Below are 24,377 nucleotides of genomic sequence, written 5' to 3'. Positions count from 1 at the left end.
TCAAAATTTAGTGCTACTAGTCAAGCAAGCAAATATTATGCCTTTTGAGGGTTGTTATTGGGTTAACACTCTTCAATTGCGATTTTGATCCGTTTATCCGATATTGGATATGGCGTACCCAGCTGTTGAGCAAAGTAACTCACTCTCAGTTCTTCCAACATCCATCGAATCGCTTTGACATTTTCAGGAACCGCGACTCCTTTAGGAATTTTATTTTGTAGCTCGCGGTAATCGTTTGCCACAGCTTCAATCTTGAGCATATGTAAGCGATCTTTATTCGGATCAATCGGCAGCTTCTCCATCCTTTTCTCAACAGCTTTCAAATAGCGAAGAATATCAGGAAGTTTTCTCCAGCCAGATTGAGTTGCAAACCCTTTAAATATCAGCCCTTCTATTTGCGCTTTTATGTCAGAAAGCGCAAACGCCATGGTAAAGTCGATTTTCCCTTTCAACTTTTTGTTTATCTGAAAAGCTGTGGTAAGGACCGTTTCAACCTGCTTTGCAATGTCGACGACCGTCTCATTCAGCTCTGCTCTAACATGCTCTTTTAGTTGTTCGAACTCTTCCGGTAACCAAACGAGGCCGCCTTTTTCCTCTATCAGCTTGTCGATACCACAAGCAATACAATCATCAATAAGATCAAGCACTTTACCATATGGGTTAAAGTACAGGCCGAGCTTAGATTTGTTCGGCAAGTTAGCATGCAGGTATTTAATCGGCGATGGAACGTTAAGTAGAATCAACCTTCTTTGACCAGCTTTCATTTCTAAAAGCTGCTCATGCTCAGTCTCAAAAAGCTTAACTTCCACGCTATCTTTTCCATCTACGATCGCTGGGTAAGCTTTTACGTCATATCCACCACGTTTCTGAGTATAAACTTTAGGTAGCTCGCCAAAACTCCATGTACTCAAACCTTTTTGCTCTATATCGTCATCGGCAACTTTTGACAATGTTTCTTGAACTTTGTCTTTCAAGCTTTCTTTTAACTCAAATAGATCCTTGTTCTCTTTAAGCTTTCTATTGCGATGGTCAACAGCTCTAAATGTTACTTTTAGATGCTCTGGTACTTGCTCAAAGTTCCAGTCCTCTCGCATGACTTCAACCCCCGTCATACGACGCAACTCTTTTTCTAAGCTATCTAACAGCGGAGCCTCAAGAGGAGTAGCTTTCGCAATAAAAGCATCGGCATAATTTGGCGCTGGTACAAAGTTTTTTCGCACAGGCTTCGGCAACGATTTAATTAAACAGACTACCAATTCATGACGTAAACCGGGGATCTGCCAATCAAAGCCTGCGGGTTCTACTTGGTTTAAAATTGGCAATGGAATATGAACCGTGACGCCGTCACTGTCATCACCCGGCTCAAACTGATAGCTAAGCTTTAGTTTGAGACCATTTTGGTGCCAGAAATTTGGATAATCTAGCTCTGTAACGTGGCTTGCATCGCCTTTGAAAAGCATTTCTTTTTCAAAGTTCAGCAGCTCCTTGTTCTCTTTACTGGCTTTTTTCCACCAAGTATCAAAATGACGCCCTGATACTACTTCTGTGCTAACACGTTGATCGTAAAACTGGAACAACTCTTCATCATCGACCAATATGTCTCTACGACGAGACTTATGCTCCAACTCTTCGACTTCTTGTAGCAACTTACGGTTTTGTTTGAAAAAAGAGTGTTTCGTTTCCCACTCCCCTTCTACTAACGCACTGCGTAAAAATATTTCGCGGCTGGTCGCAGCATCAATGTTGCCATAGTTAACCAATCTCTTAGCAACAATCGGGATCCCATAGAGCATCACTTTTTCATAAGCCATGACTGCAGCACGCTTTTTAGACCAGTGTGGCTCACTATGACTTCGCTTGATTAAATGCTTTGCCAAAGGCTCAACCCACTCTGGTTGAATCTTAGCAATAATTCGTCCCCACAACTTCGATGTCTCGACAAGCTCTGCCGACATCACCCACTTAGGTTGTTTTTTAAACAATCCAGAGGCTGGAAAAATATGGAATCGCGCATTTCTAGCCCCAAGGTAGTGATTTTTTTCCTGATCTTTTAGGCCAATATGAGATAAAAGGCCAACCAGTAACGAGCAATGAATGCCGTCGTAGCTCCCTGCTTCATCGTTCATTTTGAAATTGAGTTCGCGGACAACCTGATGTATTTGAAAGTACACATCTTGCCACTCACGCACTCGTAGGTAGTTCAAATACTCTTGTTTACATTGCTTACGGAATTGGTTTCCAGACAACTCTTTCTGTTGTTTCTGCAAGTAATTCCACAAGTTAACAAAGGTCATAAAATCCGAGTCTTCGTGGAAAAAGCGACGATGTTTGTCGTCCGATGACTGCTGCTTATCTGAAGGCCTCTCTCTTGGATCTTGTATAGAAAGTGCTGAAGTGATGACCATGATTTCTTTTAAGCAGCCATATTTTGGCGCTTCAATGACCATTCTAGCTAATCGCGGATCTATCGGTAAGCGAGCAAGCTGGCGCCCCGTAGAAGTTAACTTATGTTGAGATTTACTCTTTGTATCAGAGCCTTTCGTTGCAGAAATAGCCCCTAGCTCTTCCAGTAGACGCACACCATCTTGGATGTTTTTGTTGTCAGGAGCTTCAACAAACGGGAACGCTTGGATATCTCCCAAACCAATCGACGTCATCTGTAAAATAACAGATGCTAAGTTAGTTCTGAGTATTTCAGGATCGGTAAATTCTGGCCTAGATTCAAAGTCCTCCTCGGAATAGAGGCGGATACAGATCCCCTCCTCTACACGACCACAACGACCTTTACGCTGATTCGCACTGGCTTGAGAGATAGGCTCTATCGGTAATCGCTGAACTTTAGTTCGGTAACTATAGCGGCTAATTCGCGCTGTCCCCGGGTCAATAACATATTTGATTCCCGGTACTGTCAATGAGGTTTCGGCAACGTTTGTAGCAAGAACGATACGACGCCCTGAGTGAGGCTGAAATATTTTATTTTGCTCACCCGCAGATAGCCTAGCGTATAGAGGTACTATCTCTGTATCTCTCAAGTTTCGTTTTGACAGTGCATCTGCTGTATCTCGAATCTCACGCTCTCCGTTCATGAAAATCAGGATGTCGCCTAGCCCTTCATCACATAACTCGTCAACAGCGTCAAAAATTCCTTCCAATTGATCACGATCGGAATCATCTTCACCTTTGAGAGGTTTATATCGAGTTTCAACTGGATAAGTTCGCCCAGAAACCTCAATAATGGGCGCATTTTTGAAGTGTTTAGAAAAGCGCTCTGGGTCAATGGTTGCCGAGGTTATGATGATTTTTAGATCTGGTCTTCTTGGCATCAGCTCTTTTAGATAACCTAGAATAAAATCAATATTTAAACTACGCTCATGAGCCTCATCGATAATAATCGTATCATACTGATTTAAGTATCTATCGTGTTGGATCTCCGCTAACAGTATGCCATCTGTCATTAATTTGACTTGTGTGGACTCAGAAACCTGATCGTTAAAACGTACTTTGTAACCAACCGAACTACCAAGTGAACATTTCATTTCTTCTGCAATACGATTAGCAACCGATCGAGCCGCTAAGCGCCGGGGCTGAGTATGGCCAATTAAGCCGTATTTCCCACGTCCCAGTTCAACGCAAATCTTAGGGATCTGAGTCGTTTTACCCGAGCCGGTTTCACCTGCAATGATCACAACTTGATTGTTGCTGATAGCGTCAGCAATATCCTGTTTCTTTTGGCTGACTGGTAATATTGCCGGGTAATCAATGAAATGTTTCGTCGCACCTCTAGTTTCAGCCTCAGAGATCGATTTAGCTATGTCTAACGCGATTTCATCAAAAACTGCTGCTTTTGCTTCAGGCTTTTTAATCTTGCTAGCGCCTTGAATCCGTTTACTCAAACGAAAGCGGTCGCGGAGCATACATTCATTTAGCGCACTACGAAGAGAAGCCATATCATTGTTTTTCTTGACTGGCTTTGAAGAAGACGGGCGATTATTGTCTGATTGAGAGGATGTCACGCTTTATCCAATTGTTAACTACAAAAAACTGCGCGAATTGTACCATAAGCCAAGCACATTATTCGCTTTCTGATTTAGAACGCTTTGACCATAGAAGCAAACACCCTTGGCATCGTAATTGATATTTGATCTTGGCTTTTCGCAAACCTCTCAACATAGGTAAGTAAGTCGGTCGAATATCTTTTAGGTAACTCTGTAGTGAACCACTCTTGATAGCTATAAACTTTATAAGCGCCCGATTTGAACACACGAACAAAATCACTCGGCGATAAATTGTACTGAAACTCTTTCATGTAAATATCAGTGACTTCGAAGCCATTTTCTTCGAATAATTGTTGGTATGACTCAACGTCTTCCAAATGCATACACGGAAAATGGTGATACGGTTTCAGTTCTGGATGGCATTCAGAGAAAAATCGTTCGATCATATTCACAATTGTCGGACACCAGTTTTCCCGACATGGTGTTTGAACAACAAATCTTCCTTTATCAGATAATGAATTGCGAATATTTTTTAGTGCTAGTGTATGGTCTCTAAACCACTGAAACGAAGAGTTCGAAGTAACTAAATCAAAACCCGCAGTCCCATTTTCTTGAAAACCGTCATTAAAACTTTCTATCGGACAATGTGTGAAGCTTATAGAGGTATGCGAATATGCAAGGCTTGCTTCATGGATCATCTGCTGAGATTGATCGATCGCCAGTAACTTTTCAGCGCTAGTGTAATCTTGAATCCTGCTAGTCACGCGACCGGAACCACAACCAACGTCAAGCACACGCTTAGCATTAGTTGGAATAAGTTTTAGTAGTTCCGTTGCTGCGTCAAACTGGACGATGCCGTTAACATCATACTCTTTATCGTAGTTCACTTGATAACCTGCCTTGTTTAAATAGCCAAGCACGTTATATCAGTTACTTAGATAGTTTTTAAGTAGAGCCCGTCACTTTGTTTACTTTTTTTGTACGCCTCTTCTAATCGTGACCCAATCACTCCGTGAAAAAGAAAGATTGATAGCCATTTAGAAATACATGACAAGCATCTCCTTGGCCTTGAAATAGTATGGCCGCAGGCTGTGGGCGTTCGATTTCCCTTGCTATTTTTTCGATTCGGTAATCGACAGCAGTGGGAATAAGAGAAAGGCGTTCGTTTTTTACTCCGTCAAGTTGCTCATTAATACATTGAATTTGTGCAGAGAGAATAGGTAGGTAACTATCTTGTAGTTTCATTTTGCCAACACACGTTTTTGTAATATTTATTATGTGAAATACTAATACGTGCAGGCGTGAAATCAAATTTGCATATCAGCTTTTTGCATAAAACTGAGTTAACATCACTAAGTTTCGTATTGGAAACAAAAAATCTTAACTTTATCGTATTGAATTCAATGTTAAAAGCCTCAATCAATTGAAACAATATAACATCGACACATATGCTATAACACCAAGCTATACATGTTCTCTCGACGCACCGTCAAACAAATGGTGACTTAAATTGTCCTTTTTGGGTAGAGCAGTAAATTTGAATAACAACTCTAACACTCACATCACTCCAACTTCCCAAGCATTTGTAAATTTAGGTAAAATACTTAAAACCTATGCTATCAACCGAGAGAAATTTCTTTTACTGGTTTAAAATCGTGTTTATTGGATAAAGTTAGCGTTTATCTAATCTATTGGAGCAAATGAAAGAAAGGATATATCTTTGAGTGAACAGCAGTACCAGTCGCTACCAGTAATATTAGCCGGCCCCATTCTACGTAAGACGACCAGCCAAGATATTATAATCTGGCTCGTTACAAGCCAACAACTCTCTGGTCGCTTTGAGGTGACACATAACGAATCAAAAGAAATTGTTCTTCAAGAAAATCTTGCACAATACCAACAATTTCAAGTAGGTGACAGCGCTTGGGTCAGCTTGATCCAAGCTCGCGGTGATTTCCCCACCAATACGGCATTGAGGTACGATATTGTCACTCAGTCAGGTAGTCTATCTGCTGTTGCTCCCGAACTACTTTATGACAACGAAGACGCTCTAGAATTTCAAATCACCAATAAAGCCGACTATATCTTGCACGGTTCCTGCAGAAACCCAAATCACTACGCAAAAGATGCGCTTATAGCAGCAGATCAAAAAGTCGCTCAGCTTTCATTCGAAAACCGTCCAGATATGCTCATCATGAGTGGCGATCAAATATATGCAGACCATGTAACTGGGCCTTTGCTTTGTGCAATCCATCAAGTTATCGATATACTCGGGTTGCCGAAAGAAGAATTCGAGCAAGCTCCTATTAACAATAGCGATGAGTTATATAGACACCCGGACACAATTTACGGCCGATACTCAATTTTACCTACCACCCAAAGTCATAATGGGCTGTTAAGACGTATTATTTCTAATACACCGAAACCAATTTTCACCTCGCAAAATTGTGTTAACCATTTAATTTCATTTTCAGAGTTTTTTGCCATGTATTTGCTGGTTTGGTCGCCAGAGCTTTGGTCACGGGTCAATTTAAATTCACTAGAAATTGATACCAACCAAGCATCGAACCAAGTAAAGCAAGGGCTAGAAAAGTGGGCATCAGAAAAAGAACATTTAGAAAGTTTCATTTCAGGGTTAGCACATAGCCGCAGGCTCATGGCGCATATTCCAACCTACATGATTTTTGATGATCATGATGTCACCGATGATTGGAACTTAACAGTTGGCTGGGAGAAAGCAGTGAGTGAAAACAAGCTATCTCAAAGGGTAATAGGAAATGGACTAATCAGCTATTGGCTCTGCCAAGGCTGGGGGAATGAGCCTAACAACTTTGATGACCATTTTGTTCATTTGGCGAAAACCTACTTCACATCACCTTCAACAACCAACCAAAATGCGTTTATTCAGCATTTAAACAAGTTTGAAAGCTGGCACTATACAATACCCACATTGCCTAAGGTTGTGGTTTTAGATACACGCACACGGCGCTGGCGGTCAGAATCAAAAATGAACAAACCGTCCGGGCTTATGGACTGGGAAGCACTAGTTGAGCTACAGCAAGAGCTCCTTCATGAAAGTAAGGTGGTCATTGTTTCTGCTGCGCCAATGTTTGGCGTCAAGTTTATAGAAACGTTACAACGTATTATGACATGGGCAGGTCAACCATTATTAATCGATGCAGAAAACTGGATGGCACACCCGGGCTCGGCAAACACGTTACTGAGCATCTTCACTCACACGAAAACGCCAACCAATTTCGTTATATTATCTGGTGACGTCCACTACTCGTTTGCTTATGACATTAAACTTCGACATAGCAAAAGTAGTCCGAATATTTTCCAGATCACCTGCAGTGGTTTAAAAAATCAATTCCCAGAACCATTACTAAAAGTTTGTGATACTCTCGATCGGCTACTTTATTCTCCCTATTCTTTTCTCAACTTGTTTACAAAGCGAAAACGTCTGTTAATAAAGAAACGCGATCCTGATACTGCTGGGTTTCGTCGTCTCATCAATCAAAGCGCAATTGGGGAGTTAAAGCTTGATGAAAAAGGCAAGCCCGTAAGTGTACAGCTGCTGACTGGAGAAGGTAAAACAGTCAGATTTCCTGAGCGTAGTTAGCAACATGCCTCGTAGAAAAGCACAGTTATCTGTTAATATTCCATTAATCTTTGATGTTCTATACTTATGATTCAATGAACCCAACGTTGCTGACAGCATCTTCAAGCTTTCAGGTTATGATTTCGTTCTCTGGCCTCATCTAAAGGTAGGATGTGAAGTGAATCATAAGTTTGGGTATACTGAGGCAATAGTTTCTGATAGGTGTCACTTTTATGTTCAATACAATTACCAATGTATTCAAACAACTTATCGAAGGAACGAACTATCAACAGCAAGGAAACAACCCAAGTCTCGCAATGGCTTCACTGCTATGCGAGGTGGCAGACGCTGATCACCATACTTCCGCAATCGAACCGAAAACAAAGTCAGCTCTCTTAACTCGTTTACTAGGAGTAAGCGATGAAGAAAGCCAAAACCTTATTGTAGAAGCAGAAGAGAAAGTTAAAAAATCAGCATCTCTGTATGATTTTACTTCCCAGCTAAGAGAACTGTCTCAAGATGCTCGTTTTGAATTGATTAAAGCAATGTGGGAAGTTGCAAACGCGGATGGCAATATCGACCCAATGGAAGAAGCTGTTGTACGCAAAGTGGCCGAGTTATTATATGTCGACCACAGTGAATTCATCCGTGCGAAACTTGCAGTGATTGAAAAATAAAGCCTTAGAGCATAGTTAAGGCCAGCTTAGCCAAATTATAGGCGTCCACATATCCGGAATGTTGGCGCCCTTCCCAGTCTATTCCTGCTTTTTCTTGCGCTTCTCGATGACCTACACGCTTATCTTTAACCCTATTTTGCACACGATATAGTGTTGCTAAGTTTATAAACTCTTTAAAAGGCATAGCAATTCCTTTTTGCTCACATTCCTTTTGCAGAATCAGATCATCCCTACCCCATGAAGCGTATATTTTGTTCGCGCCACCAAAGTTTTTAATCATTGACTGAATGACAGCTTCAAGTGGTCTACCTTGCTTCTCTATTTTTCTAGGCGTAATTCCTGTGAGTTCACTACAAAACAGCGATACTTCATCAGTTTCAGGCTTAACGTAGTATTGAGCCCGTTTGACAATTTCGCCTTTCAGTACATCAACCTCTGCCAGACCAACCTCGATGATTTCCCCTGTAGTGCCGACACCGTCTTGGTTCCAACAGCACATCTCTAAATCCAAACAAACTATTCGGTTGTGGTTCATTACTTACCTAAAAATTTCAAACTTAACTCTGCGTTTGGCGGCAATTCTACATCAGTTGTGAAAAAACTCGAAGCCCCAGTTTCAACGGAAAGTCAGCAGCAATCACAGCATTTAACGACACTTTTTACTTTCTTTTGTGTCAACAAAACAACAATCTGAACACATTTTAGCCAACCATCTATATAAATGAACGAGTAATGTCATTTTTCATCAAGATCCTTGCTTTTTCTATGGTAGTATCCGGCATTAGTAATCTATTGAAGTCTGTGGTGCTAGCTCTTCTAAAACCCGACACACAATCCCCTGAGAGAATTCAAAATGACTGTTGATTTAAATCTATTTCCAACTACATTCGACATGCTTCACGCCATCTTGGCTGCGGTTGTTGTTTTGCTTTTGCTAATGGTAATTTTCCGAAAAGCGAAGGTCGTGGAAAAAGTGGTTGAGAAACCCGTAGAAAAAATTGTCGAAGTTGAAAAGCCTGTCGAGAAATTAGTCGAAGTTGAAAAAGTTGTTGAGGTTGAAAAAGTAGTCGAGAAAATCGTTGAAGTTGAATCAAAACTTGCAAAAAATCCTACTGACTCTGCACTACAGCTGCTTTCTTTGTTTCAAAATGAAGCTCGCCTCGTAGATTTCCTTCATGAAGATGTATCTGCTTTCTCTGATGAAGAAGTTGGTGCAGCTGCACGTGTTATCCATAGTGGCGGACAGAAAGTACTGAAGGAATACCTATCACTCTCACCTGTTCGTGCTGAAGATGAAGAATCACAAATTGTTGTTGCTGAAGGCTTCAACCCACAAGAAGTGCGATTGACGGGCAACGTTACGGGTAGTGCACCATTCAAAGGTATTCTGGTTCACAAGGGCTGGAAAGCTGACGAAATCAAACTGCCGAAAGTCTCTGAAAATTACAATGCTTCAGTAATTGCACCAGCGGAGGTTGAACTGTAATGGATAATGTTACCCAAGCAGAGCATCTGCCTAGATATAGCGTCGGTATCGATTTAGGTACAACTCACTGTGTCATTTCGTACACAGATAACTCTCAAGAAGAGCCTAGTGTAGAGCTGATGGAAATCCCTCAGCTCACTTCACCGGGAACGGTTGAAACTAAAAGTCAGTTAGGCTCGTTCTTGTACCAACCACATGAACACGAAATGGATACGTCTTCCCGTGTTTTGCCTTGGACAGACGAACCAAATGCTTTAGTTGGGGCAATTGCACGTAACCTTGGCAGCAAAACGCCAATGCGTTTGGTAGCAAGCGCGAAGTCTTGGCTGTGCCATGGTGGTGTTAACCGCCGTGAAGCATTCCTACCAAACGGTAGCCCGGAGGAAGTCGAAAAAGTCTCTCCTCTAAAAGCATCAGAGCTCTACCTAGAGCACATGCGAGATGCATGGAATAAAGAGCATCCAGAAAACCCGCTGTGCGAACAAGAAGTCATTGTTACTGTACCTGCTTCATTTGATCCAGCTGCGCGAGATCTAACTGTTGAAGCTGCAAGAAACCTTGGGCTTCAGCATTTAACCTTGTTGGAAGAGCCTCAAGCCGCTCTGTATAGCTGGATTGATAACAACAACGATTCTTGGCGCGATCAAGTGAGTGCTGGAGATATCGTATTGGTTGTTGATATCGGTGGAGGTACAACCGACTTATCTTTAGTTGAAGTTACTGAAGATGATGGCAACCTAGAGCTAAACCGTATTGCCGTAGGTGAACACATTCTTCTCGGTGGCGACAATATGGACCTTGCACTTGCTTACCGTTTAAAAATGAAATTGGCTCAAGATGGCAAGGATCTCGCTCCTTGGCAAATCCAAGCGATTACTCAAGCTTGCCGAGATGCAAAAGAAGCTCTACTAAACGATCCAGAATTAGAGTCTGTGCCAATTGTCGTACCAAGCCGTGGCTCGAAAATGCTAGGCTCGACACTAAAAACCGAATTGACCCAGCAAGAAGTTCAGCAAACGTTAGTTGATGGGTTCTTCCCTCTTGTCGGAATTGGCGAGCATCCAATACAAAAAAACCGCGGTGCACTTACCCAAATGGGCCTCCCTTATGCTCAAGATGCAGGTATTACACGACACATTGCTGCTTTTCTATCCAAGCAAGCAAGCGCGAATAGCCACGCACCAGCCGAAGAGCATAACCCTTTCGCAAATATGCCTGGCATGCCGGGACAAGAACAAACCGTAGACTTCATTAAACCTACCGCGGTATTGTTTAATGGCGGCGTTTTGAAATCTGATCTACTCGCCAGCCGCTTATTTGAAACCATCAATACTTGGCTAAATGATGCAGAAGCTGAATTTGCAAAACGTTTAACCGGACTAGACCTAGACTTAGCCGTTTCTCGTGGTGCTTCTTACTATGGTTCTGTGCGTCGAGGTCAAGGTATCCGTATTCGCGGCGGTATTGCTTCTAGCTACTATGTTGGAATTGAAAGCTCTATGCCCGCTATCCCGGGAATGGCGCCGCCGCTCGAAGCTATCTGTGTCGCACCATTTGGCATGGAAGAAGGCTCAAATGCTGATGTACCTAGCCAAGAATTTGGTTTGGTTATCGGCCAACCGGTCCACTTCCAGTTTTATGGTTCAACTACGCGTAGAGAAGATGAAGCCGGTACACACCTCGACCATTGGCGTGAAGGAGAGCTGGAAGAACTACCAGAAATTCAACTGAGCCTTCCCGTTTCTGAAGGGCGCAGCACGGGTGAGATTGTTCCAGTAACACTGGCTTCACGAGTGACTGAATTAGGTACTTTGCAACTCGAGGCCATCGCGACGGACAATGGCCAAAAATGGCATGTTGAATTTGACGTACGTGAAGACTCTGCAGATCAACAAACTCCAGAGCACGTATAAATCAACGCTTAAAGCCGTGTACTTCAAAGTACACGGCTTTTTTGTTTCACTTAATCTAACCAAGCCTAGTGATTTTTTAGAGGTTTACATGGCATCTTCCCGCTATCTCGTCGGTATAGACTTAGGTACAACCAACACCGTTGTCGCTTATAGTGAGATTCAAGATGATTTGAATAATTCCGAGACTAAAATATTCGAAATAGACCAGCTAATTGGTCCGGGAGAAGTTGTACGTAAACCTCTTCTGCCTTCATTTCGCTATCACCCAACCCCAAATCAAGTGAGTCCCTCTGACTTAACTTTGCCATGGCAAACACAACTAGTAGATGGTGATCTGGATACAGTGATCGTTGGCGAATGGGCAAGAGAACTAGGTGCCAAGGTTGAAGGAAGGCAAGTTTCCAGCGCGAAAAGCTGGCTTTCACACCCTAATGCTGACAGAAAAGCTGAAATCTTGCCTTGGACGGGTGGTGAAAAGGTTGAAAAAGTCTCGCCTTTAATAGCAAGCGCAAGCTACTTGAACCATGTAAAACAATCGTGGGACTATCACTTCCCAAATGACAAAATGGATCAACAGCAAGTTGTTGTAACCATTCCAGCATCTTTTGATGAAACGGCTAGGAAATTAACTCTAGAAGCGGCACAACTCGCAGGCTTACATGACATTTTGCTACTCGAAGAACCTCAAGCAGTATTTTATGACTGGTATGATAGGCATAAAAGCAATGCAAATGAGAAACTAGCCGGAATTCCACTGGTATTGGTTTGTGATGTTGGTGGGGGAACCACCGATCTTAGCTTAATTCACGCCAATATTAATGGCGATGACTTAGAGCTCAAACGTATTGGCGTCGGCGAACACCTAATGCTTGGTGGGGACAACATAGATTTAGCTCTTGCTCACCTAGCAGAACAACGACTAAGTGCAAGCAAAAAGCTAACTGCCGCCAATTTGTCTAAACTTATTCAACAAACTAGACGAGCCAAGGAATCACTGCTGTCGCCAACAGCTCCAAATGAAGCAAAAATCACTATGCTTGGTGGAGGTTCAAAGCTTATTGGAGGTGCTAAAAGTGCCCTTTTAAGTAAACAAGAAGTTCATGATATTGCGCTTGAAGGCTTTTTCCCTCTAACTGAATTTGATGAACTTCCTAACAAGCGTAGAAGTGCAGTAGTTGAATTTGGCCTACCCTATGTTGCCGATGCCGCTATTAGTAAACATATCGCGGAGTTTCTGACTAATCATCAAACAGTATGCCGCAGTGCTCTTGAAAAAAGTGACGAGTCTAGGCCGGCACTACCTGTTGGGGTGATCTTTAACGGTGGCGTATTTAATAGCGAGCTAGTAACAAAGAGAATGACGAACCTTCTCTCTGGTTGGCGAGACTCAAGCATTTGTGTTTTGCAGAACCCTCACCCTGATTGGTCTGTGGCTTTGGGTGCAGTGGCGTATGGTAAAGCCAGACATGGCGCTCTAATCAAAATTGGTGGCGGTGCTGCGCGTTCGTATTTTCTTCACCTACAAGAAAAAAACAAGAAGAGTAAAGCACTGTGTTTACTCGCGAAAGGCACAGAAGAAGGACAAGAAATCCGCTTAACAGGCCGCAGGTTTGCACTAACGCTTGGCGAACCAGTTCGCTTTAATCTGCTAACTTCAACTCACGAAGAAATCGGCGAGAACAATTCAACTTTGTCGGTCTCAGTAAAAAATGGTTTAGTGGTCGACGTCAATACAGAGCAATTCAATGCGCTTCCTCCCTACATATCTACCTTAGAGAGTGAAACCGAGTTAGCCTTAGCTGCCAATGAAAAACATCGAGTGGAAGTCATCTTAGCTTCTCAGTTGACTGAGGTCGGTACGCTAAAGGTTGAATGTGTAGACGTTAACAATGATTCAAATCGTTGGTCACTGGAATTCGAAGTTAGGAAGCAGAGCAATCAAGAAGACGATTTAGAACATTCTGAACACCCACGCCTAAAAGAGTGTAAAGAGATCATCCAGAACCTTTATAGTGGTAACAAAAAAGCAAGTGACAGCAAAGCGATAAAAGCCCTAAACCGCGATTTGGAAAAACGTTTAGGCAAACGAGAAGTCTGGGATTTTTATACTTTAAGACAGCTATTCGACACCGTGATTCAAGGGAAAAAGCGTCGCCGCCGTTCTGAATCACATGAAAAAAACTGGCTGAGACTTGCTGGATATACATTGAGGCCGGGCTTTGGTGACGCCACAGATTCGTGGCGTATAGAACACATTTGGCCATTGTTCCAACAAGGGATTCAATTTGAAGATCACCAAAGTTGGACAGACTGGTGGGTATTTTGGCGCAGAGTTTCTGGTGGCTTATCACAAGAGCAGCAAGAAACTATTCTGGCTGATATCGCTAAATACTTGCACCCTGGAGCCATGAAGAACGCTAAAAATGCCAAAGATGTACAGAGCAAGGGCTACGAGGCTATGGTGCGTTTAGCCGCATCGATGGAGAGGCTTCACGTTGACGACAAAGTGCTATTATCATCTTGGTTTTTGTCTAAAGCGCTTAACCAAAAGCAGTTTAATCAGGCGCACTGGTGGGCACTTGGCCGTTTGGCAGCTCGCACGCCACTCTATGAAAGCCAGCATAATGTGATTGATAAAGACCAGATTCATCAATGGCTGCCCAAGCTACTCGATCAAAACTGGCAAGATGAACCTATCATTGGTTTTGCCGCTGTCTTGATGTGCCGTAAAACTGGTGATAGAACCATAGATATTTCCGACGAGTACCGAGAGAAGTTATTAGATAAATTACAGCAAAGTAAGATGCCAAACTCTTGGCTGGACTTAGTCACAGAAGTCAAAGAACTTTCAGAGGCTGAATCGAAACGCGTCTTTGGTGAAGCTTTACCGAGTGGGCTAAGGTTATTGCAATAATTTTAAGGAACGAACTATGGAAAAGTTTGAACAGATTTACCAGCGTGCAGCAGAAAGAAAAGGCGGAGAAGCGAACCTGGAATCAATGCTGTCAAAGCCAATAAGCTTTGACGCACTGGCCGAAATCCCAGATGACAGATGGTTGTCTGCATTTTCCCAAAAAGTATTTCAAAGTGGTATATCTTGGCAAGTAGTTCGTAACAAATGGCCTAATTTTGAAGAGCTTTTTTTTCAGTTTCGTATAGAGCCTTTACTGCTACTACCCCAAGAAAAATGGGACGAGAAGGCCAGCGATGCTCGGATTATTCGCCATCATACTAAAGTGATGAGTATCGCTCAAAACGCGCGCATGATTCATGAAGTCAACCTGCAATATGGTTCATTTTCTCAATTTGTCGCAAACTGGCCAAAGGATGACGTCACTGGTTTATGGCAATACCTTAAAAAACATGGAGCTCGCTTGGGCGGCAACACTGGTCCATATACACTACGCCAAATGGGTGTAGATACTTTTATCCTTTCAGGTGATGTGGAGAGTTACTTGCGCAACCACAATATTGTCGATGGAGGGAAAGCCACTCAGAGGGCATTAAAAGCAGCCCAAGAAGCTTTCAACATTTGGCAAGACGAATCCTCTCGAAGCTATACGGAAATCAGCCAAACTATCGCCTATAGCGTTGGAGACAATCGCACTTAACAGTACTGTTCCCTGCGCTCCTCATAGGTGAACAGCAACAGGATATTCAGACAATCAACTGCGTCTAAATGTCTGGAATATATGAGTTCAATCTATTCATCGTACTTTGAGGGACTTTCATACTACAGAGAATATAGCGTTTTTCTCCCGCTGGCATGTCCGAAAAGTTAACCACTTTAAAATCATTTGACGTAAACGATGATGCCTCTACCAAAGGGTCGACTTCTTCAGGTGCTATGAAAAAGTAGTCGTACCTTTGGTGATAAATTAGAGACAACATTTTTATGTTCTCATAGGAAACGGTGTAGGTATTTGGTTTAACTTGCTGCACTTTTTCATCAATATATTTGCCATACGAATAACCATCTTTCACCAGCAGCGTTAGCTTTTCATTTTTCAATGTATGTTCTAAAGTTTTACCGGGCTCTAGCTGTTTGTCTTTGGATGACGTAATGGCAACTTGTGGCTTATCTTGATAGATAGGTTTGCTGTAACGTGCAAATACTTCTCTTTCTTTGTTTTTAAACCAACCAACAGAGCACGTGCATCCAGTATTGTTCCTGATATGTATCAGCTGACGTTTAACTGGCGTCTCTTGCCAATCAACTTGAATTCCGGCATTTTCAAATGCTTGAACTGCTGGCGTACCGGTCACTCCTTCTATTGAATTTCTATATTTCATTACATAGGGAATTCTCTCATGATAGAGCATCGTGATTTCATCTTGGCAAACATCATCAGCTTGCGCAGATAAAGAAAAACTCAGTGATAGTGCTGCAAGAAAAGCCGCTCTTTTCATTTATGTCCCCCACATCCATATAGAGATATATTTAGTGTAGACAAAATAACAACATAAAGTATCAAATGACAAAAAGTGAGAGCTTTATCTATTCAATGATGAAGGGATAAGGTGTAGTCCATTATATTTTTGATAAATACTTTTAGCGACACCACTATCATATAGGTCTTGGTAAGCCCTTTGCCAAAGCTCAATTGTTCTATCAGGTGTTTGCTTATGGAACGCTAAATATAAATAGCTGCTATCAACCACGTACGCTTGATAAATCGAGTCTGCCGGTAAATTTTCGTTTTTCAATACATCATGTACAGTTTCGCTACTTTCATACCACAGCATAATTCTGCCATTTAGAAGCTTATTCAAATTCTGTCTAACCTTTGTAATGGCTTCAACTTTAGTAAACCCGTTTTTCCTCAGGTACTCTTGTGTCGCTCCTCCATTTTGAACCCCAATACTATATCGACGAATCTCATCTATGTTATTCAGATGGATACCAGCACCTTTTTTGGCATAAAAAGCGTACTTTTTCTCAGCAACTGGGCCTACCCACTTAAACAAATGTTCTCGTTCTCTTGTGCGTACCATGGAGAAGAGCATTGTATTGGGCTTAACCAAGATATCTTCATATGCCCTTTTCCACGGCAAAATGGCAATATTTGAGCGAGAATCCAATTTCTTTTGAATCGATCTGACAATATCCACTGCTGGGCCTGACGCTGTACTCCCTTGTCGATAGTTCAGAGGAGGCCAATCTTCAGTCATTATTTTCAACTCATTTTGAGCGTAGGCTGCGAATGAGCTAGACACTAGAATGAAATTGAATACTAAGCAGAGTAAAGTACGTATTTTCATAAATCAGAACATCCGTTGTTAACCGAGTTATCAAAAATTAGTGCAAAGCCACTATAAACAATAGCTTTTATTGTCTATTTTGCCTGTAACGCATTCACTCTACTTTAGTCTAACATCCTAATTACCATCTAATTTATATATAAAGCCCTTGGCATAAATGCCAAGGGCTTTGTGTTGAGTGGTGCTCTTAAATCAGTAAAATTCTGTTAGCTAATACTTAAATCGACTAATCTCTTCTGTGAGTTCATTTGCTTGGTTAAACAAGTCTTTGAGCATTTTGTCAGCGTCTTCTACCTGAATTCGTACAGAGGATGTTGAATCGACAATCGAAGTAACACTACCGTTGATTTCCTCAGTCACTGAAGTCTGCTCATCGGTAGCTGCCGCCACTTGCGTATTCATATCATTGATTTCGGCAAGCATCGACATTATTTCGCTAAGCATATCTGTGTTTCTTGTACAGGTTTCTACCCCTTTTTGAACGGTAACATTGGCATTTTCGATTCCGCTAGAAACACTATTCGTCTCTTTTTGAAGGGCTTCTATTTTTTGCCTTATTTCTTCGGTCGAAGCCTGAGTTCTACCGGCCAAAGAGCGGACTTCATCTGCAACGACTGCAAAGCCACGACCTTGCTCACCTGCACGTGCTGCCTCGATGGCCGCATTGAGCGCAAGAAGGTTGGTTTGTTCAGCAATGCCTTGTATTACATCGAGAACTTCAGCAATTGAGTTTGTCTCATTGTGCAACCTTTCAATCGCCTCAACAGATGTGGCCATTTCTTCGTTTAGTTGCCCCATTTCATGACCGAGAGTTTGCCCAATACTCACCCCTTCCGTTCCCGACTTACTTGCTCCAGACACATGCTCAGCTGCTTTATTCGCAAACTGTGCGACTTCTGCTATTGAAGCGCTCATTTGGGTAATCGCCGTAGCAACCGAATCCGTTCTGCTATTTTGATCTAAAATTGATGCCCTTGTTTCTTCCATGCTTCTAGACATAGTTTTCGCGTCATGGCGCAAAGTACTAGAGGTTGAGGAAAACTGCTTAAAGACGTTTTGCAGCTGAGCAAACAATGTGTTTAGTGAAACGGACAGTTCAGTCATTTCATCTCGTCCTGTTTCTTCTAAACGTTCAGTCAAATCGTTATTGCTGCTGATTCTCTTCACCCTTTCCGAAGCCGCAGCAATTGGTTTAGAAATACTGCTGCCGACTAGATAAGAAAATACAACGCAAAGAATAATGACAATAAGAACAATGATTACAATCGTATTAAAAACAGTATTAATGAGCGCTTTGGTATCTGCTGTCGCTTCAGAAACATCAACTTCGGTCAGAATTGCCCAAGTTAAGCCTGCAACATTCACTGGGCCGTACGCTGAATACACATCGACTTCTCTATAGTCTGGTGTCACAAGAAAGCCTTCTTCTCCTTTAAGCGCTTTTCTAGAAGCAATAGTATCAACTGGTTGACGACCAATCGCTGAGCCTTTATTAGAGATTTGCTGAATTAAATTTGAGTCAACACCAGCAGACTGTAATGCTTTGTAATAATCTTCAGGCGCTTCTATCAGGAATCTAGATTGGCTACGCAATACGCCATCTTGCCCCACAAGGTAGGATTCACCACTCTCTCCTAAGCCAACGTTTTTCCAATTCTCGTTAAACGTCATTATCGAGTTAATTTCATCAACTGGCATCTGGAAGATAAGAACGCCAACCTTCTTTCCTTGGCGAAAAATAGGCGTTGCGATGAATGAAGCAGCGGCCTCATAAGAAGGATAATACGGCGCGAAATCTTCTAGGTGAAACTGGCCTTCACTTTTATTTTCAGCGGCAAGGAAAGCTTTCGAGATACCGCTGCCTTGATAAGGGCCACTTCTCAGGTTCGTAGCGTAGTCTAGCTCTTTAAAAACTGAATAAACAATATTGCCTTCTAAGTCGACTAGAAAAATATCGTAGTATCCAAAAGACTCTAGAAAGTGCTTGATAAATGGGTGGTATTGCTTATGGATGATGTCATAAGGCGTATTTAAAGTATCAGACATCAAAAGGTGCTTCTCGCCTAACGGGTTGGGGTTAAGAGCGATATAACGTGTCTGTAATGTTTGTGCTTTGTCGGTTAATTGCTGAAACCTTCGCATAGAGTTGGAAGACTGACCATTATTAGCTTTCTCATAAGTACCTCCAAATTGACTTGTGTAATACTCCTCTAGTTTTCTCTTGTCACTAGCCGACACATTCGCCGAATACGAAGAAAAAGCTTGCTGAAATTCCGCCATTGCATTTTGGATTGCAACATCATCGGCTAGTGTCTCCAACTGTAAACGAATTTGATTAAAATACCGTTCTATCTCTCCCGACTTTATTTCTCGAACCGAGATAAGTTGGTTCTTTGTACGTTCATAAAGTGCAGTTTCTGACGAATTCGCGACTTTCCAACCAATAAAGACCCCAGCTAAGACCAAACCAGCTACGCAAAGTACAGTTGTTGATACAATAATTTTTGATGCAATCTTCATATTCATTCCCTTGAATACAGAAATACCTTAGCAACTGAAAGTGGGCTTTAACTGACGACTTGCTATTCTTATATTAAAAATTGATATAGGTAACACAAATCATTGCTAATAATAAAAATATTAGTGCAAAAGCTCTTAAAACTACCAAATTAAGAGCGAAGCCATGCTAAAACTTAAATACAAACCTATAAAATCAAATAGTTACCATATTAAACTATAGTGCTAATTTTTTAATTTTCCATGAATTCAACAGCTATAAAACAAATTAAATTGATATCTTTCTTGTGTAACATTAATTAATCAAAAGTTGAATTAATAAATAACTCTATGAAAAAGTATGGGAAAAGAGTCAAATAGAACTTATGTACCCCTTATAACCATGAGTATAAAGGTGGGCACAACACTAAAGCTTCTCAAAAGTGAGAAATATCATTGATTTGAGATAAAAAGGAAGGAAGTGTCAGCACTACAGGACTGACACTCCATACGAGTGATGCGCTTACGGGCAATCCCGACAGTTAGAGTTCTTGCACGTCTAGTTCGTTGTTGATCAACGTAATGCACTGGGACGCAAATAACATTTTCGGGCCTAAGCTAATTTTTTCGGTGTTTAAACGTTTCAAGCTATTCCAAGACTTTTTGGGCATAGGAATATGATCAGTAAGCAAAAAGCAAACGTTAGTAGGAAACTCAACTTCTCTAGCTTCAGTACCCTTTTTATCCAATAAATAAAGTTGATAATCTTCTGACAGTCTCTGCACTAGCTTCTCAAAGCTAGTAGTTTCAACACTGATTCCAGATTCCACTTCTCTAAGTTGCTCTTTGGACATGCCTAGCGACTTATCTAAAGCAAAAGCAATTTTATCTATCAATGCTTGTTCGTGAAAGCCGCCAATATTTACTAATTGACTGGATTGAAAACGAATGGTGCGAGAGAAGTCTTGGGTACTTTCCAATACGAGATAAACTTCTACATCATCGCGATGCGACTGAGCTGTGAAGATCGCGTTCATCAGCACATGTGCCAATATTTCGACATGGGCCTCATTTCCAACAGAAGCCAAGAATGTTTCTTTATTTGTCGAAGCCGCGCGAGCCCTAACAACAAATGCTCTCATGATTAACCTGTGACATTAAAAACTAGGCGCACATATTACACCTCTTTGAACAATTTTTGGGAAAAAATAGCTGTTGAAAATCATATAAGAAACTAATTGCACTTAAGCTGAATATTCACAAGAAAAGTGAATTTGATAATTGTCAGATTAATCTGTAGTTTTATCGCCACTGGCCGTTCTATAGCCATATAAAAAGGGTTGCCACTTTACGTGCATTCCCTCATAAAATTAAAACAAAAATTACAGTTGGCACTTATGATAAATACAATTTTAAAATCAAAAAAAGCTAAGCTCCTGTCTAGCATCTTTGTACTTGGTGCGGTTGCTGCTCTAAGCGGCTGCCAAAGCAATTCAACCGCTCAACAAAACGACAACCTTCCCGGCTCTTTTCAGCTGACGTCTCTAAAAGTACTCTCTCCTAGTCACGATACTTTTGACGTTAGCTGGAATAAAAGTGCTTCTGCAAGTCGTTACCAGGTTTGCTTGTTCGATCCTGCTCTTGCGAATCACTGCTTAAGGCTGACAGGAACCACGAATGAAACACATCAGCGTGTTGGGCTAGGAAATTACAAACCTACAGCAGCAATGGAAATTTTTGTCATCGCGCAAAATTCTAAAGGTGCGACACCGAGCAGTACGATTGCTAAAATCGACAAAAGCACCCAAGCGGTGACAATTCAGCCGACTCAACCTTCCTAAAGGTAAATTTGGCAAGAGTTTCGCTAAAAAGAAAGCCCAAACAATCACTATGTTTGGGCTTCTTTTTATGCGCGTAACGTACACTCTATAGATTCAATTGGTACTTTCGAATGTGAGAAACATACGTAAACTTTGGCTGGGCTATCTGGGCCAATATCAATGTACCCAGTGTGTACCTGATCACCGGGAAAGGAAATCTTCCGAGCGGTCACTTCTTTTCCATTCATATAGGTCGCTATAAAATTGCCTTGCATGGCTTGTGCGACTCTAGGCTGAAAATAATGGGTGTGAAATTTCACCAGTGCGCATCTCATAGGGGGCTTTTGCACCACAACCACTTCTTCAGTGCTTTTTCCCTTATCCTTAATTACCGTTGTGCTTTCAGATGGCTGATCGACTAATCGATAACTTGTCACAATACAATTATCATTCGCGAAAGCAGGTTGTGAAACTAGAATTACCACAAATAACATCAAATACTTATACATCTACTGTTCCATATAAGGTTCAATCTTAGTAGCTACTATATTAAGCACACCTACAAGCTTGCTTGACAGAGAAAAGTTAAACTCTGAGTAAATCAGTGCTTCTCTCCTGTGGGATCTAGTTCGAAATGGGCGTTTTGATAAGCATTAGCAAATGCCTTACGTCTGCGCTCCTTTTTATCTCGATAATATTCGTTACAGATATGATTAACTTGCTCTATCACTGCGGACTCATGATTTTTTGCCGACTCGAGAAAATCTGCATCCTTGATAGCTTGCTTCCTTAATTTATTAACTCGCTCTAACGTATCCCACAACATAGAAAACCTCCCGCGATATACTGTATATTTATACAGTATATCCGAGAGGCAATATTGTCAATATTTAGATTACTCCATCAGATACTAATGACTCTGATAATGTCTTGGCATTCCAAACCCAACGTCAACGATAACAGGATCGTGATCAGATGAAGCATATGCATTAGGGTACTTCTGTAAGTCACCTGTGTACTTACTACCGTATTCAAAGAAGTCGCTTTCAAATGAGTTAATATGCCAATCGGCCACCTGCAAAATATAATTGTTCATTTCTTGGTTGGCTAATGCATAATCAAGTGTTCCCAACTCACCATTGTAACCATATGAAATGGCTTCTCTTCCATTGCGATCAGCGTTGGTATCGATAAATCCATAGCTATTCGTTACAACAGAAGCCTGTTCCTGATAAAGATCATCACCAATATAAGTATTTGATGCAGTCATAATTGGGCGAGCCCCTTCACTTGGAGTGTAGTCTGTTAGAACACGTATTGGATCTTCCTTCGCGTATGAGTTGAAATCTCCCACCATCAGTACCATTCCAGAGAGCTTACTTACTGTATCTCCCAGAACTGTCGCGGCTGAAACTCGGAAATCATTACAACTACCTTGTACATTTTCCGTAGTGCTATTTTCATCCTCTAAACAGCCAGAACCTTTGGACTTCAAGTGATTAACAATAAGAGTAAAGGCTTTCTCGGCTCCTTTTACTTCAAAGGTTTGTGCCAAGGAATTTCTTTGATGCGCAGATTTAGCCTCACCTTGGCTACTGATGTATTGTTGATTCGGCATCACAATTACATTTGCATCGCCAATTGGCTTAACTACTTCAGTTCTATAGATGATCCCCACAGTAATAGCGTCACTGCCTAGGTATTGGCCATCAGTCATTTCTTCGGTTGGCAGTGTGATGAAGGCATACTGCTTGTCAGGAGACTCGTGTTGGTTCAAGGCATCAACTAGATTTGCTATAGCGGAATTCTCACCAAAGCCATTGTTTTCCAATTCCATTAGACCCAACACATCAGCATCTAGCTGTGTAATCGCAGACACAATTTTCTCGCGTTGCATTGCAAAATCAGCTTCGCTTTTCGCTCCACGATTACAACTATCACTATAAGTACCGTCACACGTGATATTTAGTGTTCCGCCTATCGAAGGGTAACTATTGAAAAAGTTCAATACGTTGAAACTGCTGATCCTTAAATCTGTACCTCGAGTACGCTTCGGCGCTTCTTTACGGTCATTGTCTCTCTTACGAACTATGTCACCAAGTGAAATAGTATTTTCCTGAGGCACAACTAGGCGGAACTGATCGTGACTATACGACACCATACCTTGGAGGTTAACGAGCTCATCTCCAATTCGGATATACCCTGCTGATGCATCCCAATCAGGAAGCCAAGGCAAAACACCTGCTGACGCTTTGTAATCAGATTCAACCACTAATCTATTGGTAGAGTTCGCTTCTTCTATAATATTCGCTTCCGCAGAACCGGCTGGTTGCAACTGAGTAGATTTAGTTAATGGTTCTCCATAGGAAAGCACTAAATTATTTCTATATCGATCGTAGTCAAAACTAAAGTTTCTAGTGACTTTTAAGTCGCTAAGTCGATCCAACACCACAGGCATGCTTTCATAACGACGTAACGCATGCGCTAGTGTTTCATTTCTTTCTACTCTAAAACGCTCTGGCTTTGGAACTTTCCCTTGACCAAGTACTTCTAATTTTGGAGAAGAATAATCTAACGCAAGCTGGGTGTTACCGTAATACTCTTCTACTTTGGCCTGCAAACAAACTATAGAGCCGGGCTTTAAGGTGGGGAACTTGGAATTTAAGTCCTTCATATAGACGAAAACGCCATCTGACGTGCTTCTATTCCTATCGCCTTTTGTATCTAGCAAATAAAAGCCTTTGTTCAAGCTTTCACCAATTTGGCTCACTGTTGCCTTTACATAAAACTCATCGGAACTTATATAGCCAGAATTTGTAGGAATAGTTGCGAATGGACTTTTCTCACCACTACCTTGTATCGCCGGAATAGAAGTAAACGCACTATCCTCAGTAGGGCAGATAAAACTGGTTACATCTTCAGCATATGCCAAGGAGGGTATAAGAACCGTTCCAAGTGCTATAGGAAATAGCGTACGAAAACCTATCATATTCAATCCTTTAGTGTGATATAGATTCGCGGCGTAGTATTACATGTAAGACCAGTTCATTCTATAACCAACCCATTAGGTTTTTGTTATATTAAGAAGGCAATCGATTAATTAACACAATGTACATTTTCTAATATC

General features: G+C 41.6%; 18 protein-coding genes. 7 read left to right on the top strand and 11 right to left on the bottom strand.

Annotated elements, in window-relative coordinates:
• Nucleotides 1-62: 62 nt before the first annotated feature.
• The 3 genes from hrpA to L7A31_RS11190 form a co-directional block, all read right to left on the bottom strand.
• On the bottom strand, nucleotides 63-3,947 hold the full coding sequence (gene hrpA, locus L7A31_RS11200) for an ATP-dependent RNA helicase HrpA (RefSeq protein ID WP_237363552.1): 3,885 nt from the start codon (nucleotides 3,945-3,947) through the stop codon (nucleotides 63-65).
• Nucleotides 3,948-4,087: 140 nt separating this feature from the next.
• Nucleotides 4,088-4,882, bottom strand: coding sequence for a class I SAM-dependent methyltransferase (locus L7A31_RS11195; protein ID WP_237361597.1), 795 nt, complete (start codon nucleotides 4,880-4,882; stop codon nucleotides 4,088-4,090).
• Nucleotides 4,883-5,000: 118 nt separating this feature from the next.
• Entirely contained in the window at nucleotides 5,001-5,240 is a 240-nt protein-coding gene (locus L7A31_RS11190; RefSeq protein WP_237361596.1) for a hypothetical protein, read from the bottom strand.
• 469 nt (nucleotides 5,241-5,709) lie between these two features.
• Between L7A31_RS11190 and L7A31_RS11185 the strand changes: the two genes are divergently transcribed.
• Both L7A31_RS11185 and L7A31_RS11180 read left to right on the top strand, forming a co-directional pair.
• Nucleotides 5,710-7,617 carry an alkaline phosphatase D family protein gene (locus L7A31_RS11185; protein WP_237363551.1) on the top strand — a complete coding sequence of 636 codons (1,908 nt, stop codon included), beginning with the start codon at nucleotides 5,710-5,712 and terminating at the stop codon, nucleotides 7,615-7,617.
• A 212-nt stretch (nucleotides 7,618-7,829) separates the two neighbouring features.
• On the top strand, nucleotides 7,830-8,273 hold the full coding sequence (locus tag L7A31_RS11180; RefSeq protein WP_237361595.1) for a tellurite resistance TerB family protein: 444 nt from the start codon (nucleotides 7,830-7,832) through the stop codon (nucleotides 8,271-8,273).
• Between the two features lie 4 nt (nucleotides 8,274-8,277).
• Here L7A31_RS11180 and L7A31_RS11175 read toward each other — a convergent pair whose 3' ends face one another.
• Nucleotides 8,278-8,808, bottom strand: coding sequence for a 3'-5' exonuclease (locus L7A31_RS11175; protein WP_237361594.1), 531 nt, complete (start codon nucleotides 8,806-8,808; stop codon nucleotides 8,278-8,280).
• 318 nt (nucleotides 8,809-9,126) lie between these two features.
• Between L7A31_RS11175 and L7A31_RS11170 the strand changes: the two genes are divergently transcribed.
• The 4 genes from L7A31_RS11170 (at nucleotide 9,127) to L7A31_RS11155 (ending at nucleotide 15,283) form a co-directional block, all read left to right on the top strand.
• Entirely contained in the window at nucleotides 9,127-9,759 is a 633-nt protein-coding gene (locus L7A31_RS11170; protein WP_237361593.1) for a DUF2760 domain-containing protein, read from the top strand.
• The gene (locus L7A31_RS11165) at nucleotides 9,759-11,672 is read left to right on the top strand and encodes an Hsp70 family protein (RefSeq protein WP_237361592.1); all 1,914 of its coding nucleotides are present in this window, start codon (nucleotides 9,759-9,761) and stop codon (nucleotides 11,670-11,672) included. Before L7A31_RS11170 ends, L7A31_RS11165 begins: the two co-directional genes overlap by 1 nt.
• A gap of 88 nt (nucleotides 11,673-11,760) precedes the next feature.
• Entirely contained in the window at nucleotides 11,761-14,586 is a 2,826-nt protein-coding gene (locus tag L7A31_RS11160; RefSeq protein WP_237361591.1) for an Hsp70 family protein, read from the top strand.
• A 16-nt stretch (nucleotides 14,587-14,602) separates the two neighbouring features.
• On the top strand, nucleotides 14,603-15,283 hold the full coding sequence (locus L7A31_RS11155) for a DNA-3-methyladenine glycosylase I (RefSeq protein ID WP_237361590.1): 681 nt from the start codon (nucleotides 14,603-14,605) through the stop codon (nucleotides 15,281-15,283).
• Nucleotides 15,284-15,347: 64 nt separating this feature from the next.
• Here the strand turns inward: L7A31_RS11155 and L7A31_RS11150 are convergent, their stop codons facing one another.
• The 4 genes from L7A31_RS11150 to trmY all read right to left on the bottom strand — a co-directional run bounded on the left by L7A31_RS11150 (nucleotide 15,348) and on the right by trmY (nucleotide 20,572).
• Complete coding sequence (locus tag L7A31_RS11150) at nucleotides 15,348-16,082, bottom strand: hypothetical protein (protein ID WP_237361589.1); 735 nt, start codon at nucleotides 16,080-16,082, stop codon at nucleotides 15,348-15,350.
• Nucleotides 16,083-16,166: 84 nt separating this feature from the next.
• The gene (locus L7A31_RS11145) at nucleotides 16,167-16,934 is read right to left on the bottom strand and encodes a substrate-binding periplasmic protein (protein WP_237361588.1); all 768 of its coding nucleotides are present in this window, start codon (nucleotides 16,932-16,934) and stop codon (nucleotides 16,167-16,169) included.
• Between the two features lie 210 nt (nucleotides 16,935-17,144).
• A complete protein-coding gene (locus tag L7A31_RS11140) occupies nucleotides 17,145-19,454 on the bottom strand; it encodes a methyl-accepting chemotaxis protein (RefSeq protein WP_237361587.1) in 2,310 nt (769 codons plus the stop codon).
• 518 nt (nucleotides 19,455-19,972) lie between these two features.
• Complete coding sequence (trmY, locus tag L7A31_RS11135; RefSeq protein ID WP_237361586.1) at nucleotides 19,973-20,572, bottom strand: tRNA (pseudouridine(54)-N(1))-methyltransferase TrmY; 600 nt, start codon at nucleotides 20,570-20,572, stop codon at nucleotides 19,973-19,975.
• 255 nt (nucleotides 20,573-20,827) lie between these two features.
• Between trmY and L7A31_RS11130 the strand changes: the two genes are divergently transcribed.
• A complete protein-coding gene (locus L7A31_RS11130) occupies nucleotides 20,828-21,271 on the top strand; it encodes a hypothetical protein (protein WP_237361585.1) in 444 nt (147 codons plus the stop codon).
• 65 nt (nucleotides 21,272-21,336) lie between these two features.
• On the opposite strand, the gene L7A31_RS11125 is transcribed toward L7A31_RS11130, so the two are convergent.
• The 3 genes from L7A31_RS11125 to L7A31_RS11115 form a co-directional block, all read right to left on the bottom strand.
• Nucleotides 21,337-21,759 (bottom strand): hypothetical protein, encoded by a 423-nt coding sequence (locus L7A31_RS11125; protein WP_237361584.1) that lies wholly within the window; start codon nucleotides 21,757-21,759, stop codon nucleotides 21,337-21,339.
• A 92-nt stretch (nucleotides 21,760-21,851) separates the two neighbouring features.
• Complete coding sequence (locus tag L7A31_RS11120; protein WP_237361583.1) at nucleotides 21,852-22,076, bottom strand: hypothetical protein; 225 nt, start codon at nucleotides 22,074-22,076, stop codon at nucleotides 21,852-21,854.
• An 84-nt stretch (nucleotides 22,077-22,160) separates the two neighbouring features.
• Nucleotides 22,161-24,239 (bottom strand): ExeM/NucH family extracellular endonuclease, encoded by a 2,079-nt coding sequence (locus L7A31_RS11115; protein WP_237361582.1) that lies wholly within the window; start codon nucleotides 24,237-24,239, stop codon nucleotides 22,161-22,163.
• Between the last annotated feature and the right edge of the window lie 138 nt (nucleotides 24,240-24,377).

Origin of the sequence: Vibrio marisflavi CECT 7928 (assembly GCF_921294215.1) — a bacterium.
Classification (GTDB): domain Bacteria; phylum Pseudomonadota; class Gammaproteobacteria; order Enterobacterales; family Vibrionaceae; genus Vibrio; species Vibrio marisflavi.
This window is presented reverse-complemented; position numbering and strand designations above follow the sequence as displayed.

Coding starts and splice junctions, on each gene's coding strand:
- hrpA (WP_237363552.1), bottom strand. CDS start 3,947: ATGGCTTCTCTTCGTAGTGCGCTAAATGAATGTATGCTCCGCGACCGC.
- L7A31_RS11160 (WP_237361591.1), top strand. CDS start 11,761: ATGGCATCTTCCCGCTATCTCGTCGGTATAGACTTAGGTACAACCAAC.
- L7A31_RS11190 (WP_237361596.1), bottom strand. CDS start 5,240: ATGAAACTACAAGATAGTTACCTACCTATTCTCTCTGCACAAATTCAA.
- L7A31_RS11145 (WP_237361588.1), bottom strand. CDS start 16,934: ATGAAAATACGTACTTTACTCTGCTTAGTATTCAATTTCATTCTAGTG.
- L7A31_RS11130 (WP_237361585.1), top strand. CDS start 20,828: ATGATAAATACAATTTTAAAATCAAAAAAAGCTAAGCTCCTGTCTAGC.
- L7A31_RS11155 (WP_237361590.1), top strand. CDS start 14,603: ATGGAAAAGTTTGAACAGATTTACCAGCGTGCAGCAGAAAGAAAAGGC.
- L7A31_RS11120 (WP_237361583.1), bottom strand. CDS start 22,076: ATGTTGTGGGATACGTTAGAGCGAGTTAATAAATTAAGGAAGCAAGCT.
- L7A31_RS11165 (WP_237361592.1), top strand. CDS start 9,759: ATGGATAATGTTACCCAAGCAGAGCATCTGCCTAGATATAGCGTCGGT.
- L7A31_RS11140 (WP_237361587.1), bottom strand. CDS start 19,454: ATGAAGATTGCATCAAAAATTATTGTATCAACAACTGTACTTTGCGTA.
- L7A31_RS11150 (WP_237361589.1), bottom strand. CDS start 16,082: ATGAAAAGAGCGGCTTTTCTTGCAGCACTATCACTGAGTTTTTCTTTA.
- L7A31_RS11115 (WP_237361582.1), bottom strand. CDS start 24,239: ATGATAGGTTTTCGTACGCTATTTCCTATAGCACTTGGAACGGTTCTT.
- trmY (WP_237361586.1), bottom strand. CDS start 20,572: ATGAGAGCATTTGTTGTTAGGGCTCGCGCGGCTTCGACAAATAAAGAA.
- L7A31_RS11125 (WP_237361584.1), bottom strand. CDS start 21,759: ATGTATAAGTATTTGATGTTATTTGTGGTAATTCTAGTTTCACAACCT.
- L7A31_RS11170 (WP_237361593.1), top strand. CDS start 9,127: ATGACTGTTGATTTAAATCTATTTCCAACTACATTCGACATGCTTCAC.
- L7A31_RS11180 (WP_237361595.1), top strand. CDS start 7,830: ATGTTCAATACAATTACCAATGTATTCAAACAACTTATCGAAGGAACG.
- L7A31_RS11175 (WP_237361594.1), bottom strand. CDS start 8,808: ATGAACCACAACCGAATAGTTTGTTTGGATTTAGAGATGTGCTGTTGG.